This window comes from Pseudoalteromonas sp. 3J6 (assembly GCF_903995135.1).
GTDB lineage: Bacteria > Pseudomonadota > Gammaproteobacteria > Enterobacterales > Alteromonadaceae > Pseudoalteromonas.
Map to the genome: position 1 here is coordinate 579,973 of NZ_LR877185.1, position 16,848 is coordinate 596,820.

A 16,848-nucleotide genomic window follows, 5' to 3' on the forward strand; every position below is an offset into this window, starting at 1 on the left:
GGTGCAATTTGAATATGATTTATCAGTTAATTTTATTGTTTGAACAGTGTACTGGGTTATTGAGATGCGCGTGATTTAAACGCCGCGTTTGAGGCACTTTTAACTAGTTGGTTAAAGTCGCCTTGTTGTTCCGTAATCCCTAATGAGAGAGAAATGGGAGGGAGTTTTAAATCGCTTTTTGAACTGATAAAACGTAGCTTTTCGACCCCAGCTATTACTTTCTCTGCAATCAATTTAGCTGTTTCGGGCTCAATGTTAGCAAGTAGAACGATAAATTGGTCTTTTGCAGAGCGCCCGGCTAAGCCACTTTGCGAAACATACTTTTGAACTTGCTTAGCTACTTTATTTAAAATCACTTCGCCAATTGCATCACCAAAGTTATTAATAAAATGCTCTAAATTATCAATTTGAATGGCAATTGCTGAAATTGACTTGTCTTGTTTTAGCCATAATTGTGTTTGCTTAGTTAAATAATGGCGTTTGTATAAGCCTGTTTGCGGATCAATGACATGTTGTTTGCGCAAGGTATTGAGTTGTTTTTTAGTTGTTTCGTGTAGTTTTTTTGCCTGACTTAGTTCTTGTTTAAATTGCGCTTGTTGCGAGAACAGTAACTGCGTTTGCTCATTAAGTCTTTCTAAGGCGATGCGGCTATTAGCAATATTATTTTCATCTAAAGAATGTAAGCAGTCATTAACATGACCTGCAAAATCGTTAAGTTTTTTTTCGGTTTGCTGTGCATTTCGCGATAGTGAGTTGATCACGCCATTGACGTTTTCAATCATTGCTACTTCGGTTTTATGACCCTGATTTAAATATTCAAAATAGAGTTGCTCAATAAATAGCTCATCAATATTTTGTTGGGCATCTATGGCATCATCAATAGCATTGTTAAGCGCAAAATGGATTTTACTAATGTATGTATACACAACTTGAAAATTTAAGGGGGTAGGAGGCAAAACATGATGCTCTAAAAACATACATACTTTTGTCATTTTTTCTTGTGCTATAGCCATGGAATCATGGAACATCATTTGCAATTACCAACCAAATACGCATAAATGCTGATTTATAAAACTCGTCCAATGAGGCAATTTGCTTCCAAGCACAGATACAATAATCATTATATCTGTTATTTAAAAGTAAAATGAGTCGTAGTTGGCTAAAATGGCGCTATAATTTCAATAACCGTTGTTTTTTTGAGCAATTACTCTAATTGTTAAGTATTAACTTAAGTTAATAAAATGATTACTACCGTATATTTTCGCAATTGGTCGTATATTTATTTGCTATTTATTTAGGCTACGATAGGTTTATCACATCTGTAACGTCACTAAGCTCAATAACTATGAATTTATCTCTTTCAAAAAAAATGCGTCTTTCCTTATTAAGTGTCACCTTAATGTGTTCATTAAGCGCGTGTCAGCTAACTACAATTAACGCCAATCAGCAATTTACGCAAACGGCCGAAAATATCGTAAAACATCGCCAAAATGTAAGTCCGTACAGTAATCCTGAGGGTGTTGATGGCTATTTACTTCCTAACTTATCAGCTGACTTTTTAGCGCAGCAGTATCAAAAAAACACGCAGTTATTGGCTGATTTAGATGCAATAGATATGAGCAAGCTGAGTGACGAAAATCAAATTAACTACAGTATTATTCGAGCGCAAGTGCAAAATAGTGTTGATGAATATGTATTTAACGCACACTACATGCCTTTAACGTCAGAGTATGGCTTTCATTCAAGCCTATCGTTTATTGTTAATAGCTCGGATTATAAAACTGCACAAGATTATCAAAACTACCTAAAGCGATTACAGCAAGTGCCGCGCTTTTTTGAGCAAAACATAGGCTGGATGCGTAAAGGATTAGAAGTTGGTTTAACTCAACCCAAAGCGGTATTAATTGGCTACCAAGACTCTATTACTGCCTACATTGTTGACGATGTAACACAGTCTGAATTTTACAAGCCGTTTTTAAACAATACCGCGGGTTTAAGTGATAGTGAATTTATAGCGTTACAACAACAGGCTAAAGCAATTATTAGCAGCCAAGTTATTAAAGCCTATAAAGATTACTTAACTTTTTTTAATACTGAATACTTACCTGGCGCGCGCAGTGATATTGGTATTTCGTCAACTCCTAATGGCGAAGCCTTTTATGCAAATCGTGCTAAGTATTACACCACGACACAAATGACCCCAAAAGAAATCCATGAGCTGGGTTTAGCTGAGGTGGCGCGTATTCGCAGTGAAATGGAAGCGGTCATCAAAGAGGTGGGTTTTAAGGGCACGTTTGCAGAATTTATCCACTTTTTACGTACTGATCCGCAGTTTTACGCCACAACGCCTGAACAATTATTAAAAGAGGCCGCGTACATTGCCAAAAAAATGGATGCACAGTTACCTAAATTATTTCATACCTTACCACGCAAACCCTATGGCGTAGCGCCGGTGCCCGCCAATATTGCACCTAAGTACACTACTGGGCGCTATTCAGGTTCGAGCCGTGATGATCAAGCCGGTTTTTATTGGGTAAACACGTACGCTTTAGATAAACGACCACTCTATGCTTTAGAAGCGTTAACGCTGCACGAAGCCGTACCGGGCCATCATTTACAAATATCACTCAATGCAGAGCTTGAAAGCTTACCTAGCTATCGCCGAGATGCCTATTTATCAGCATTTGGTGAAGGCTGGGGGTTATATTCAGAGTACTTAGGGGTTGAGGCTGGTTTTTATCAAGACCCATATAGCAACTTTGGTCGTTTAACCTACGAAATGTGGCGTGCTGCACGTTTAGTGGTTGATACGGGGATGCATATGTATGGCTGGAGTCGAGAGCGTGCAATGAACTTTATGGCTGATAATACGGCACTTTCATTACATAATGTAAAAACGGAAACCGACCGTTATATTTCGTGGCCAGCACAAGCGCTGTCTTACAAAATTGGTGAGTTAACAATTAAACGTCTGCGCGCAGAGGCTGAGCAAGCATTAGGTCAGCAATTTGATATTCGTGAGTTTCATCATCAAATATTGCGCCATGGCTCAGTACCTTTGTCGGTGCTTGAGCAACAAATACGTTTGTATATACAAGCAGAGTTAGCAAAAACAGATAGCTAAAAGCGCATTATTTTGAAACTATAAAAGTGTGGTGTTATTTGATGGCATCACGCTTTTTTAGCATTTAAGGATAAGTAATGAGTCAGTTTATAATGTTCAGTATCGATGTGTTTGCCAGCCTATTTATTGTTGCATTGGGATTGCTGGTTGTATTAATTGCTATTTTTTATATTCGAGATGTTACGCAAACAAAGCATGCTATTAGGCGTAATTATCCCGTGATTGGACGTTTTCGTTATTTCTTTGAGCGCCAAGGTGAGTTTTTTAGACAGTATTTTTTTGCCCTCGATCGTGAAGAAATGCCCTTTAATCGCGCCGAGCGCAGTTGGGTCTACCGCGCGGCTAAAGATGTTGATCACACGGCCGCTTTTGGTTCAACTCAAAGTTTAGAGGCCACAGGCACAGTCATGTTTATGAACTGTGCGTTTCCTACCTTAGATGAAGAAGCCTTAGCGCCGAGCAACATAACGCTTGGCCCTTACTGTAAATTTCCTTACACCACAAATTCGCTATTTAATATATCGGGCATGAGCTTTGGTGCGCTATCCAGCCCGGCTGTACGTGCACTATCGAAGGGGGCAAAATTAGCAGGATGTTGGATGAACACGGGGGAAGGCGGCCTTAGTCCGTATCACTTAGAAGGTGGCGCCGATATTGTATTTCAAATTGGCACCGCAAAATACGGTGTACGCGACGAGCAGGGAAATTTAAGTACAGAAAAGCTAAAAGCCGTTGCTGCGCATCCAGCAGTTAAAATGTTTGAACTGAAAATGAGCCAAGGAGCTAAGCCCGGAAAAGGCGGCATGTTACCTGGGCGAAAAGTGAATGCTGAAATTGCCAAAATAAGAGGCATACCCGAAGGGCAGGATTCTATTAGCCCAAATGGGCACCCAGAGATAAAAAATCCAAGCGATATTCTAGACATGCTTACCACCATCAGAACTGCAACGGGTAAACCAACAGGCTTTAAAGCGGTTATTGGTGAACATACTTGGTTAGAAAGTTTATTTGCCGAGATTAATCATCGTGGTATTGAGTCCGCGCCCGACTTTATTACTATTGATAGTGCGGATGGCGGTACCGGCGCAGCACCACAATCTTTATTAGATTCTGTAGGGTTACCGCTTAAAGAAAGCCTCCCTTTAGTTATACAGCTATTAAAGAAACATGGTCTTAGAGAGCGAGTTAAAATTATTGTTTCGGGTAAATTAATTGTGCCTTCCAAAGTCGCATGGGCATTAGCACTAGGAGCCGACTTTGTAGTTTCTGCCCGAGGGCATATGTTTGCACTAGGCTGCATTCAGGCTATGCAATGTAATAAAGATACTTGCCCAACAGGAATTACTACGCATAATGAACGTTTACAACGTGGTTTGAATGTTGAAGATAAAGCGCAGCGAGTTGCAAATTATAATAAATACATCCATTACGGTGCGGGGCTTATTGCACATTCTTGTGGCGTTACCAGTGCTCGCGAATTAAAACGCAAACATGTACGTATAGTACAAGAAAGTGGCCTTTCTGAGCCGCTAGATAAAATGTACGAGCATTACCATTAAATACTTGCTTGTTAGTTATCGATGATGGGGTGTATTGCTCGCTCGAATGCCGGTGATTTTTAATCGCTCTAATTCGCAGCTAAACAAAAACTCTAGTGCTTCTAGGTGGCGACGCACTTCAGCAATATTTTTGCCAACTGCATATAAGCCATGACCGCGAATTAATACACCAAATTTAATCGGTGAGTGCAAATGGTGATCGCTAACTAATAAGCTTAAACGGTCAATATCTTGGCCGTTATCAAAAATAGGAATGCTTAAGGTTTCTAAATGAGACCACTGTTGTGGTAATCGATGGATATGCAATACAAGCAGCCTAATGGCGATAAAGTTATTCGTTTATGTTTTGCTTAAAACGATCAAATCCTAATAGAGGCGGCGCAGATTTTATGTCAACTTTAACTTTAGCACTATTACAAAACTCATTGCATTGGCTCGATAAAAAAGCCAATTTAGCTATGTTTGAACAACAACTTGCCAACATCACCAATAAACCAGATTTAATTGTATTGCCCGAAACCTTTGCCACTGGATTTGCGGTTAACCTTGATTGTGGTGAGGCTGAAAATGGCTCAGTACTGAGTTGGCTTAAAACACAAGCTAAACAACATAATGCAGTGATTGCAGGCTCAGTATTGGTAACCCAAGGAGACAAAAAGGCCAACCGGTTTTATTGGGTACAACCAAATGGAGAAGTGAGCTATTACGATAAGCGCCACTTATTTTGTTTGGGTAACGAGGGTGAATTTGTAGTGCCAGGACAAACCCGTAAAGTGTTTGAGCTCAATGGGTTTAAAATTTTACCGCAAGTTTGCTACGATTTACGTTTTCCGGTGTTTCAGCGCAATAACAATGACTACGACGTGATGATTAATATTGCCAACTGGCCTGCGGCAAGGCGTAATGTGTGGGACACTTTATTAATGGCGCGAGCAATGGAAAACCTGTGCTACGTGGTTGGCGTAAACCGGGTTGGCGAAGATGGCAATGGTATTGACCACAGCGGTGGAACCGCAGTGTATGACTTTAAAGGTGAGCCACTGATTAAAGCGCATGATGACCAGCAAGCATTATTAACAATCACGTTAAATAAAGCGCCGCTTGATGAGTTTAGAGCTAAATTTCCGGCACATTTAGATGCCGATGCTTTTGCATTGGTATAAATTAGCGCCCAGCCGATAAAGTGCTAAAATAACCGCTGATATTTTTATTGGCGGCTTTATGAATACAACCCTTATTACACCGGTAATTTTAGCTGGCGGCATTGGTACACGGCTTTGGCCGCTATCGCGCCAAGCAATGCCAAAGCAGTTTTTATCTTTGCTTGATGATAATAACCAGCAGTCGTTATTACAAAGTACCTTATTACGAGTTGCAACTGAGGGCTTTAATCCCGCTATTTTGGTCTGTAATGAACAGCATCGATTTATTGCCGCAGAGCAGGCAGCATTTGCAAAACCCTATGCCATAGTACTTGAGCCAGAAGGCAAAAATACCGCACCAGCTATCGCTCTTGCCGCGCACTATGCTTTAAAAAATAATATCACGGGCCCTTTGTTGGTGATGCCTGCCGATCATCATATTGCAGACTTTACCGCATTAACGGCTCAGTTATCTGATGCGATTAAACTTGCTGAGCAAGGTAAATTAGTTACATTTTCAATCACACCAACAGAGCCACACACAGGTTATGGTTATATAAAACAGGGCGCAGCCATTAAAGACACCTGTTGCTTTGAAGTTGACCAGTTTAAAGAAAAGCCTGATTTAGCAACGGCATTAACTTATTTAGCTAAGGGCGGTTATAGTTGGAATAGTGGTATGTTTTTATTTACTCCCGCGGCATATCTAAAAGAACTGGAACGCTTTGCCCCTAAAATTGCTAAAAGTGTTGCTAGTGCCACTGACTTTAAACAAGACTTAGCGTTTACCAGAGCAAATGCCCATGCACTTGAATCTTGCCCAAATGACTCAATTGACTACGCTATTTTAGAGCGCAGCAATAATGTAGTGGTAATGCCTGTGGCGTTAAAGTGGAGCGATGTCGGCAGTTTTTCTGCACTCGCAGCGCTTGCAGAAAAAGATTCGCAGGGTAACAGTCAAAATCAGCAACATATTGCACAGAATAGTATTAATAACCTAGTTATTAGCGAAGATGGGCACACAATTGCTACTTTAGGTGTGAGCGATTTAGCGATTGTACATACTCATGATGCCACCTTGATTGCAAAACAAGATTCGCTTGAAGGCTTGCCTTTAATACTTAAGCAATTGGCAATTACGCAAAATGACAAACTGGCGCATCATCAGGTGGTTTACCGCCCTTGGGGACATTATCGTACGTTAATAGAAAGTATCGGCTTTAAAGTTAAAAAAATTACCGTAAAAAGTGGTGAAAAACTCTCAACCCAGCGTCATCAGCATCGTGCCGAGCATTGGGTGGTTGTCTCAGGTACTGCAGATATATGTATTGACCAGCAAAGCTTAACACTGACCCATGACCAATCTTGTTATATTGGTGCAAAACAACTGCACAGCTTAGCGAATAATCAGCCCGAACCCTTAATTGTTATTGAAGTGCAAACGGGTGCCATATTGGATGAAAGTGACATAGAGCGATTTGATGATGTATACGGTAGAAAATAACAGTATAAATAGTAAATATGGTTGATCATTTGTTACGGTCGTAAAACTTGGTAGCCCGTAACCGTATTACTCTAGCCCTTGGCGCACATACCTTAAATAGGCTTCTAAACTGTGTTGCCACAGTGTGCTGGCTTCATTTAATGAGTTATTTAATGGCTTTTTATCAAGTAAGCGTCGTTCTATTTTTTTCAGTGCCAGTCCATAGCTATTAAAACCAAGTTGCATTGCGGTGCTGGCTTGGCGATGTAATAACTTAATGCATTGCTCGGGGTCTTGCTCTAATAAAGCTTGGCAACGGCTCAGCTTATTACGCGCAGATAGGATAAACTCATTATAAATAGAAGATACTTCGTCAATACTAAAAGAGCTTGTTAAGGTCTCTGTTGCGGTTTCATCGTATAACGTATCAATCAGCTCGACGGCAATGCTAGCTGTTTGTGTTGACTGTGAATCACTCAATGCTTGGCGTAGTTTTTCTTGCTTTAATGGCTTGCCAACAATGTCTTTAATACCCAGTGCTAAGTATTCTTTTATTTCATCAGGGCTCAAACTGGCGGTAAAGGCCAGCACCGGAGTTCGCTGATTTTTATGCTCCACTCGCTTGAGTGTTTTTAGCACTTGCTGCCCTGTTAAATCGGGTAAGTTCATATCAAGTAACACCACATCAAAGTGGTATTTTTTCATCAACTCAATCGCACTTTTGCCATCTTTAGCGAGCTTAATTTTATGCTCGTCGTCAGCCATAAATTCAACGGCTATTTTTTGGTTTAAATCTAAATCTTCAACAAGTAACACATCAAGTCCGGTTAAATAATCCTTACTCTGATGGCGCTGCTCTACAAGGCTAAGTTCACCTATTGCTAGTGTCATGTTAAAGCTAAATACGCTACCCACTCCCAGCTCACTGGTGATTTCTAGTTGGCTATTTATTTTATCGAGAAGGCGGCTAGTTATAGCCAGACCAAGCCCCGTTCCGCCTTTTTCCTTACCTGCGCTACTTTGAATGTAGGGCTCAGTTAAGTAATCAATTTCATCTTTTTCAATACCCGGGCCTGAATCGAGTACGCTTACTTTAAGAGTATGATCGAGCTGAGTTTCATTAATTAAATCAATTTGCACTTTTACTGTGCCGGTGTCGGTAAATTTAATCGCATTACCAACAAGATTAATAATGATTTGTCTGAGCTTTTGTTGATCGCAGTAATAACAGGCTTTATCAGGGATGTTACAGGCAAGCTCAAATTTAAGCTGTTTTTGTTCGGCCAAAGGGCTTAACAGCAGGCATAAGTTTTGTAGCCAAGTTTTGAACTCTATGTCTTCTTCGTACAAGGCTTCGTCATGCTGATCTAAGCTTGCGTATTCCAGCACTTTATCTACTAGTAAGTTGAGCGACTCAGCTGAGTTGATAATGGCTTCGCAATAAGCTTTATTGCGGCTGTCGCTAGTTTGGTTTAACACCAGTTGTGCGCTGCCTAAAATGCCGTTTAATGGGGTGCGTATTTCATGGCTTATAGTTGATAAAAAGAGCCCGCGAATCTCTAAGTCTTTGTGTGCTTTTTCGGTAAGTTTATTAAGCCTTAATTCTCTGCGTTCATTACACAATAGAGCCATACCGGCTGCATAAAACATAGGGGCAATCACACTGTTCAAAAATAATAGTGAGTCAAACCATGGGTTTAATATTGCATCTTGTTGTGCAACGCGATCCATAAAAATAGTTCGAGTGATAAAACTGGCTGCAACCAAGGTTAAAATAATAATGTAAACAATACTGGCATTAGGATAAGGTTTTCGCGCATATTTAAAAAAAACAAATAGTAAAAAAGCGGCTTCTACAATATGTTGAAAGTCAGAAATATAAACCCGTGAGCGCATAGATGGCTGAAAAAAAGTGAAGTAAACAAGCAATAAAGCGCTGGCAGCGGTAAATAGGCAAACAAATTTAAAACCACGACCACGATAATTTAAAAACTGACTCAGCGATAAGCAATGCACAATGGACGCTAAAAACATCATGCTATTAGCAAAGGTAATGGCAAGCTTTTCAGGGATTTTACCTATGAGCGCAAAGCCCACAATGGCGGCTAATAGTAGTAAAGGGTAGGAGATATAAAGTAACGTGCCGGGGACATGCTTATTGGTACGCCAAGTTAAAAAGTTCAGTAACGTCATCACTGTCATAACAGCGATACTGGCAAAATAAAGCGTAAATGAGTCGAGCATTAAGACCCCAACAGCGATTTTTAAAGAAGATATAAAAACAGGCACCTGAAGTGCCTGTATTAAATTTATTTAAATAAGCCTTAACGAATTTCGTCAGGAATATTTTGTTGTGCCCAAGAGAGTAGTTCAATACGGTTACGGCATTTAGTTTTTCTAAATGCGCTGTATAAGTGAGTTTTAACCGTGTGTGGGCTAATGCTTAACTCTTCAGCAATTTCTTTATTTTTCGACCCGTTACTCATTAACGAGATAATCGCTTTTTCACGTTTAGTGAGTTTGATTGGCTCAATATCGCCATCAGTTAGCTTATGTAGTGCGTCTTTGTTAAATTGCAACATACGGTTGAGCGCATTACACATAATATCACGACGATACCAAAGCTGATCTTCAAGTAGTAAACGAATCCCTTTCATTAAAACGTCAGCATTATCGGTGGTGTAAAATACACCGCGAATACCACTGAGTAATGCACGATTAGCAAGCTCTGGGTTTTCATCTAAATTAAACAACACAATATCGCATTTGACGCGTAAATTAACGAGCTGCTCTTTTAGCTTAGTCCATGCGTCTTTACTTGATGTTTCAATGAACAATAAGCGAGTACCTACCGGAACATCTAAAATATTCGTACCTGTAGTTACGTCTAGGCCCTGCGTTTTTAACAAAGGCTCTAAAACGTTAATACCAATAGTGTTAATTGGTTCTTCATCTAACAACAAAAAGGCTGAACTGCTCATGTATTTTACTCTTTATAAAGCTGGCTAATTAATCTTACCACGATCCCTGCACACCTTTTGTATTAGGGAGTAACAATTTCACTGGCGAAAAGGTGCGATTTACGATTATTTAAACATAAAATGTTGCAAATAAGTAATTGTTTTTTTGGTATATAAGAAAAACGCCGTATTTTTAATGTATTTTTTAAGATACAGGATTTAATGAGTGATTATAGCGCAACTTTTTTAGTGTTTTGATACGGAGGCCAGCCCATTTCTTTTCCCGCTAGCATATGCAAATGAATATGGTAAACGGTTTGTCCACCGTGTTCATTGCAGTTCATCACCACGCGGTAGCCGTCATCGCTAAAATTAAGTTGTTTGGCAAGCTTAGCCGCTACCACATATAGATGACCAACAAGATGTGAGTTTTCCTCAGTGACATCATTAATCGTGGCAATGGCTTGTTTAGGAATAATCAACGCATGAAAGGGTGCTTGAGGGTTAATATCTTTAAATGCAAGTGCTAGGTCGTCTTCGTAAATAATGTCAGCAGGAATTTCACGATTAATAATTTTAGTAAAAATAGTCTCTTGACTCATAATGATGACTCTAATTTTTTCGATTAATATGTATACCACTAATGACAAATTTTGCCAGCAGTGTCAAACTGAAATCAACTAAAGGAGTAATTATGCGTAAATCAATATTATTAGGCAGTGTAGCGGCGCTCTTGGTGAGTGCATCTAGTTTGGCAGAAAACATTCACTTTCCCGAGGAGTTTGTTCCTTTACAAGTGGGTGAACGAGTCATTGAAAGTTCTATTTTTAGTCGTGTTGATGATGTTGAGTTAGCACCGGGTACTTATCAGTTAAAGCTTAAATACACAGATTTATATGATTTAGGTTATGACGATCACGAAGTGATTGAGTCAGAGCCCTTTTGGGTCAATGTAACCGTTGAAGCAGGTAAAGATTACACCTTAGTATTTAATCGTGCTGAAAATGCGGTGGCAGCAAAAGTATTTGCTGAGGCACCGCAAGTAAGCTTAAAAGCAAAAGGCAGTACCTTAGCTGAGCCATTAAATGTGATAGCTGAACGACAACTACAAAGTTCACAGTTTAATCAGCAGGCCTCAGAAACCCCTGCCGGCCCACAAAAACCAAGTCGCCCAATTAAACCGATTGCGCCAATTAATGGTAAGGGCATGCCAAGCGCTGCCAATATGCTCGACTTTTGGTGGCAACAAGCAACGCCCGCTGAAAGGCAGGCTTTTTTAGATAAAGTAACAAAATAATTAAGCATTAAAAAAGGGCCAAGTTGGCCCTTTTTAATTTATTGATAATGCTATTTAAATAATGCGTCAATAGTACCTTGTGCCAGTGGGTGATAACCCGGACGCGCTTTTAAGTACACGCTTTGTGCCCAATCTTTTTTACCATTGGTAATAAGCGCTTTATAAAGCGGCACGATAAGCTTACGACGACCAATACCCGATAAATGCTTATCAAGCGCAGGGTAAATCGGTTGGTAACCATTACCTACTGCTAGCATATACCATGCAAACGCACGTTCTGCGTTGGTTGATTGGGTTAAGTTAAACTCGCCGTCTAATTCAGTCATTTTTTCAATGCTTAAATCGCGCGGTAAGTTGTTTAAAAAGTGTAGCCACTCATGCACAGTCCAATTTGCAGTGGGTAATTGTGCCGCCGTTGTATCCCCTTTTAACCAGCTCGCTGTTGCAGTATCGACTTTATCGAACGCGTTAGAAGTTGGGTTAGGTGCATCACTTGGTAAACTAGGCTGAAAAATCCACTCGTTTACTTTATCCATGCTCACTACGCCTGGATACTTTTCAATTAAGTTAGCTTTGATGTACGTAACAAATTGTGCGGTGGTTAGCGATTTAAATGCAAATTCATTAAAGTAGGTCTTAACAAAATCATCAAACTTATCACGGCCGTATTTTTCTTCTAGGTAAATTAAAAATAGCTGACCTTTTGTGTAAGGCACTGAGCTAAACGCATCATCTGGATCGCGGCCATTAAGTTTTAAATTAAGGCGTGTGTCTGGAGCATCAATGGTTTTAAGTTGCGCACGTAGGCCAGCTGCATCAAGTGCTTGTTCCATAACAGCTCGGTCACGCCCAAATACCTCTTCCATAATGCGGTTTTCAACGTAAGAGGTAAAACCTTCGTTTAACCACAAATCTTCCCATGTAGCGTTCGTCACTAAGTTGCCAGACCAAGAATGTGCAAGTTCATGCGCAATCAGGTTAACTAAGCTTTTATCGCCAGCAACAACGGTTGGGGTAATAAATGATAAACGTGGGTTTTCCATACCTCCAAATGGAAAGCTAGGTGGTAGCATAAGTAAATCATAACGACCCCATGCATAGTCGCCGTACATGGCATTGGTTTTGTCGATCATCGCTTGGGTGTCATTAAATTCAGCAACCGAGGCGTCTAAAATAGTCGGCTCTGCAAAAATACCAGTTTGCTTAGACATGGCCTTAAATTCTAAGTTACCTGCACCAATTGCAATTAAGTAAGGTGAAATAGCTTGTGGCATAGTGAAGTGGTAATCACCATCTTTATAAAGAGCATCTTTATTATCAGCACTCATTACTGCACGAATATCCTCAGGGGTATGAATGCGCGCATTATAAGTTACACGCATTGCTGGGGTGTCTTGCACTGGGATCCAACTACGCGCATGAATCGCTTGTGACTGGCTATACATAAACGGGTGAGTTTTACTGGCAGTTTGCTCTGGCGTTAACCACTGTAAGCCAGACGCTTCTGGGCGGCTGTTATAGTAAATACGAACTTTTTGTGCTTGATTTTTAAAGGTAATAGTTAGTTTTGAGCCTTTAACATCATCGCGGTTAGCAAGGTTGAAACTAGCTTTATGCCAATTACCATTTGCCGTTTGATACATCACTTTATCAATATCAAGGTCACGGGTATCAAGTACTAGCTTTTTACTGTTGGCATTTTGCCACTGTAGCGTATGCTCAACAAAACCTTCCAATTGCTTATCAGCAAAGTCGATGTCTAAATCAAGGTTTAAATGCGTGGTGATAACATCATCAAGGTTGGCGTAGGAATTTTGATCAATAGCGCTGGCCATTGCTTGCGAGCACATACCTGCCATAGCTAGGCTTAAAAAAAGAGGTTTGATTTTCATAATTACCTTGAGTACAAATAAAAAAAGTGCAGGTTTTATATCATGATTGCTGCAGTGGGTTGAACAATTTTTACAAGCTGATGCGCAATTTGCGACGATGAGTTAAACTAGAGCGATTAATTACTGCTACCTTTAGAGGGCTTTGTGCCGCACTCATTACAACCCTTACATACATTTGCATTAAGTAGCCAATGCCAAAATTTTGTCGAGATTACCGACTCAGCGCAGCTTAAAAGTCAGTGCTTTAAAGTCCCTTTTTGTTTGTTGGGTGAGGGCAGCAATACTATTTTTTTAAATGACTATGCAGGCACGGTCATTAAAATGGCAACCCAAGGCATTACTATAACTGAGCGCTCGCATGACTTTTTAGTTAGTGTAGCTGCCGGTGAAAATTGGCATCAATTAGTGACTTACTTGCTGGAGCAAGGTATCGCGGGGTTTGAAAACTTAGCCCTCATACCTGGTACAGTCGGTGCTGCACCAGTACAAAATATTGGTGCCTATGGCGTAGAAATAGCTCAGTTTATTGAAGCTGTTGACTATTTTGATATTGATAGCGGTAGCTTTAAATCTTTAACTAATCAGCAATGTCACTTTGCTTATCGTGAATCGGTATTTAAACACGCGCTAAAAAATAAAGCAGTGATCACCCAAGTGCACTTTAAGTTGTCCAAAATATGGCAGCCAGTACTCAGTTATGGCCCGCTACAACAACTAAAAAACCCGACGCCACAGCAAGTGTGCGCACAAGTGATACAAACGCGTAACAGCAAACTCCCAAATCCCTATAAGCTGGCTAATGCGGGCAGTTTTTTTAAGAACCCTATTATCACCAATAGTGAATTAGCGCAGTTAATTACGGCGTATCCTGAGGTACCTCATTACCCGCATGGTGCCGGTCACCATAAAGTGGCCGCAGGGTGGTTAATAGAGCAAGCGGGATTAAAGGGATATAAAATTGCAGGTATAGAAGTGCATCAACAACAAGCGCTGGTACTAGTTAATCATGGTAATAGTGCAGGGGATGATTTAATTAATATGATTGCTCACATTCAGGATATTGTTTTAACACGTTACAACATAAGTTTAGAACACGAAGTGCGGTTAATTGATCAACACAACGAATGCCATATCTCTTTGGAGCAATCAGTATGAAAGCACCTGATGGAAACAAGCTGGCTATTTTAAATGCACTGAATGAAGGTGGGTTTGTCTCTGGGCAAGCACTAGGTGATGAATTAGGAATAAGTCGCGCGGCGGTAAGTAAGCATATTCAAAGCTTACAGGCTATGGGCTTAGATGTATTTAAAGTTACGGGTAAAGGCTATTGCTTAAATAACCAAGTAGGTTTACTTAATCAGCAAAGTATACAGCAGCACTATGCTGAGTTAGGCGCTAATACCGCGAATATTGAAGTGCAACCACTGATTGATTCAACCAACAGCGAGTTAATGCGCCGCATTCAAGCTAAAGCAGCACTAAAATCGGGTACCGTAATTGTAGCCGAAATGCAGCAAGCAGGGCGGGGGCGTCGAGGCCGAGTATGGCAATCACCCTTTGGTGCAAACTTATACTACAGTTATTTTTGGCGCTTAGATGATGGTTTACAAGCCGCGATGGGCGTATCGATTGCTGTTGGTTTAGCGGTGTATGATGCGATAAAAGCACTTTATGGTATTGAAGTAGAGCTTAAATGGCCAAACGACATTTATATAAACAAACAAAAACTCGCAGGTGTCTTGGTAGAATTAGACGGGCAGCCACAAGGGCCATGTCAGTTGGTAATAGGGATTGGTATTAATTTAAATATGCCACAAAGTGCCAGTCAGTACATTGACCAAGCGTGGACCGATTTAAGTCAGCACACCCAGCAGCTAGATAAAAATCAACTAGTAGCTTCATTAACTTATTGTTTAGAGCAACGCTTAGCGCAATATCGTGAGAATGGCTTACAAACTATGTATCAACAATGGAATGCATTAAATGCATTTGCTGGTCAGCAGGTAGAGCTTAATACCGGACATCGTAGTTGGTGTGGCATTTGTGAAGGTATAGATGCGCATGGTGGTGTACGTATTCGCCAAGACGGTGAAGTGAAAAGTTATTATGGCGGTGAGATTTCATTAAGAAAGGCACAAGCATGAGATTACTCATTGATGTAGGTAATACCTCACTCAAAGCTGTATTGTGGCAAGATGGGCAAATACAGCCATGCGATACTAATAATATTCCATGGCTGCAAATTACGGTTGTTGTTTACGCTTGTGTGGGCCGTAGTGAATTACTCAAGCAGCTATTAGAAAAAGCCCAAGCACAAAATATCGATTGCTTTGAGGCTACGGTTAGTCATGAACTAGGTACGTTACATTGCGCGTATCAACAAGTGGGTAATTTGGGTATAGATAGATGGTTGGCGCTCATTAGTGGCTACACGCTTTACCCTAATACGGCCGCGATTGTTGTTGATGCAGGCACGGCAACGACTATAGACGTCCTTAATAATGATGGGCAGCACTTAGGTGGTTGGATATTACCAGGGCTTGATTTAATGACTGCCTCACTCACTCAAAATACTCAGCGCGTATTTGATGATGAAAACACGCCATTTGCTAATGAACTTGGCAAAAATACCCCTAACGGATTAAAAAACGGCGCTTTAGTGGCAACTATTGGCGCAATTGAACAAGCAAAGCTGCATTTGAATACAAAAAATAGCCTTTTAATTTTTGCTGGTGGTTATGGTCAGCTATTACAAGGTCATTTTTCAGACAGTATTTTCGACCCAATGCTAGTGATGAAAGGCTTAAATTACTGGTATGAGTTAGCTAAAAAGAGTTAAAAACAACAAAAAAACTGCTTTTTGCGCGAATAGTGAGCGTTTGAAGCATAAAATCACATTTTTTTTAATTTTTTGGTTGCATCCCAATAAACCTTACTCTAGAATCTCGCCCCGTACTAAAGCAGTGCCGACTTAGCTCAGCTGGTAGAGCAACTGACTTGTAATCAGTAGGTCAACCGTTCGACTCGGTTAGTCGGCACCACTTTCCTTTTACCGGAAGTGCTTAGTATAAAGAATTATCGTGGAGGGGTTCCCGAGCGGCCAAAGGGATCAGACTGTAAATCTGACGGCTCAGCCTTCGCTGGTTCGAATCCAGCTCCCTCCACCACTTTATTCTAGACGGTTAGAGGTAGTTTAAGAACAGGTTCCTTAAAGCGGGCATCGTATAATGGCTATTACCTCAGCCTTCCAAGCTGATGATGCGGGTTCGATTCCCGCTGCCCGCTCCAATTTGATGATGCTGATATAGCTCAGTTGGTAGAGCGCACCCTTGGTAAGGGTGAGGTCGGCAGTTCAAATCTGCCTATCAGCACCAGTCAATTGAATCTCCTT

At 40.6% G+C, this 16,848-nt stretch carries 13 protein-coding genes, 4 tRNA genes and 1 pseudogene; 12 read left to right on the forward strand and 6 right to left on the reverse strand.

Annotated elements, in window-relative coordinates; genetic code table 11:
- Positions 1–56 precede the first annotated feature (56 nt).
- Entirely contained in the window at positions 57–1,013 is a 957-nt protein-coding gene (locus P3J6_RS02595; protein WP_198522173.1) for a diguanylate cyclase domain-containing protein, read from the reverse strand.
- Between the two features lie 332 nt (positions 1,014–1,345).
- Between P3J6_RS02595 and P3J6_RS02600 the strand changes: the two genes are divergently transcribed.
- Positions 1,346–3,124: a DUF885 domain-containing protein gene (locus tag P3J6_RS02600; RefSeq protein ID WP_138609551.1), complete on the forward strand. Its 1,779-nt coding sequence runs from the start codon at positions 1,346–1,348 to the stop codon at positions 3,122–3,124.
- 77 nt (positions 3,125–3,201) lie between these two features.
- Complete coding sequence (locus P3J6_RS02605) at positions 3,202–4,683, forward strand: FMN-binding glutamate synthase family protein (RefSeq protein ID WP_178956763.1); 1,482 nt, start codon at positions 3,202–3,204, stop codon at positions 4,681–4,683.
- Positions 4,684–4,698: 15 nt separating this feature from the next.
- On the opposite strand, the pseudogene P3J6_RS02610 reads toward P3J6_RS02605, so the two are convergent.
- A pseudogene (locus P3J6_RS02610) lies at positions 4,699–4,959 on the reverse strand (class II aldolase/adducin family protein); the annotation flags it as partial.
- Between the two features lie 113 nt (positions 4,960–5,072).
- Between P3J6_RS02610 and P3J6_RS02615 the strand changes: the two are divergent.
- Both P3J6_RS02615 and P3J6_RS02620 read left to right on the forward strand, forming a co-directional pair.
- Positions 5,073–5,846 (forward strand): amidohydrolase, encoded by a 774-nt coding sequence (locus P3J6_RS02615; protein ID WP_178956762.1) that lies wholly within the window; start codon positions 5,073–5,075, stop codon positions 5,844–5,846.
- A 58-nt stretch (positions 5,847–5,904) separates the two neighbouring features.
- A complete protein-coding gene (locus P3J6_RS02620) occupies positions 5,905–7,329 on the forward strand; it encodes a mannose-1-phosphate guanylyltransferase/mannose-6-phosphate isomerase (protein WP_198522174.1) in 1,425 nt (474 codons plus the stop codon).
- A gap of 66 nt (positions 7,330–7,395) precedes the next feature.
- Here the strand turns inward: P3J6_RS02620 and P3J6_RS02625 are convergent, their stop codons facing one another.
- The 3 genes from P3J6_RS02625 to P3J6_RS02635 form a co-directional block, all read right to left on the reverse strand.
- Positions 7,396–9,552, reverse strand: coding sequence for a response regulator (locus P3J6_RS02625; protein ID WP_138609558.1), 2,157 nt, complete (start codon positions 9,550–9,552; stop codon positions 7,396–7,398).
- 80 nt (positions 9,553–9,632) lie between these two features.
- Complete coding sequence (locus P3J6_RS02630; RefSeq protein WP_138609560.1) at positions 9,633–10,289, reverse strand: helix-turn-helix transcriptional regulator; 657 nt, start codon at positions 10,287–10,289, stop codon at positions 9,633–9,635.
- A gap of 209 nt (positions 10,290–10,498) precedes the next feature.
- Entirely contained in the window at positions 10,499–10,870 is a 372-nt protein-coding gene (locus tag P3J6_RS02635; protein WP_010392287.1) for a histidine triad nucleotide-binding protein, read from the reverse strand.
- 92 nt (positions 10,871–10,962) lie between these two features.
- Between P3J6_RS02635 and P3J6_RS02640 the strand changes: the two genes are divergently transcribed.
- On the forward strand, positions 10,963–11,565 hold the full coding sequence (locus tag P3J6_RS02640; RefSeq protein ID WP_138609562.1) for a DUF2057 domain-containing protein: 603 nt from the start codon (positions 10,963–10,965) through the stop codon (positions 11,563–11,565).
- 50 nt (positions 11,566–11,615) lie between these two features.
- Here P3J6_RS02640 and P3J6_RS02645 read toward each other — a convergent pair whose 3' ends face one another.
- Entirely contained in the window at positions 11,616–13,457 is a 1,842-nt protein-coding gene (locus tag P3J6_RS02645) for a M1 family metallopeptidase (protein WP_198522175.1), read from the reverse strand.
- Positions 13,458–13,601: 144 nt separating this feature from the next.
- Here P3J6_RS02645 and murB point away from each other — a divergent pair, with 144 nt between their 5' ends.
- The 7 genes from murB (at position 13,602) to P3J6_RS02680 (ending at position 16,831) form a co-directional block, all read left to right on the forward strand.
- Positions 13,602–14,612: a UDP-N-acetylmuramate dehydrogenase gene (murB, locus tag P3J6_RS02650; protein ID WP_198522176.1), complete on the forward strand. Its 1,011-nt coding sequence runs from the start codon at positions 13,602–13,604 to the stop codon at positions 14,610–14,612.
- Positions 14,609–15,601, forward strand: coding sequence for a bifunctional biotin--[acetyl-CoA-carboxylase] ligase/biotin operon repressor BirA (gene birA, locus P3J6_RS02655; protein WP_138609568.1), 993 nt, complete (start codon positions 14,609–14,611; stop codon positions 15,599–15,601). Before murB ends, birA begins: the two co-directional genes overlap by 4 nt.
- Complete coding sequence (locus tag P3J6_RS02660) at positions 15,598–16,296, forward strand: type III pantothenate kinase (RefSeq protein ID WP_198522177.1); 699 nt, start codon at positions 15,598–15,600, stop codon at positions 16,294–16,296. Before birA ends, P3J6_RS02660 begins: the two co-directional genes overlap by 4 nt.
- 126 nt (positions 16,297–16,422) lie before the next feature.
- Positions 16,423–16,498 (forward strand) — tRNA-Thr (locus P3J6_RS02665).
- A 41-nt stretch (positions 16,499–16,539) separates the two neighbouring features.
- A tRNA-Tyr gene (locus P3J6_RS02670) sits at positions 16,540–16,624 on the forward strand.
- A 46-nt stretch (positions 16,625–16,670) separates the two neighbouring features.
- A tRNA-Gly gene (locus tag P3J6_RS02675) sits at positions 16,671–16,745 on the forward strand.
- Positions 16,746–16,755: 10 nt separating this feature from the next.
- A tRNA-Thr gene (locus P3J6_RS02680) sits at positions 16,756–16,831 on the forward strand.
- Positions 16,832–16,848: the final 17 nt, after the last annotated feature.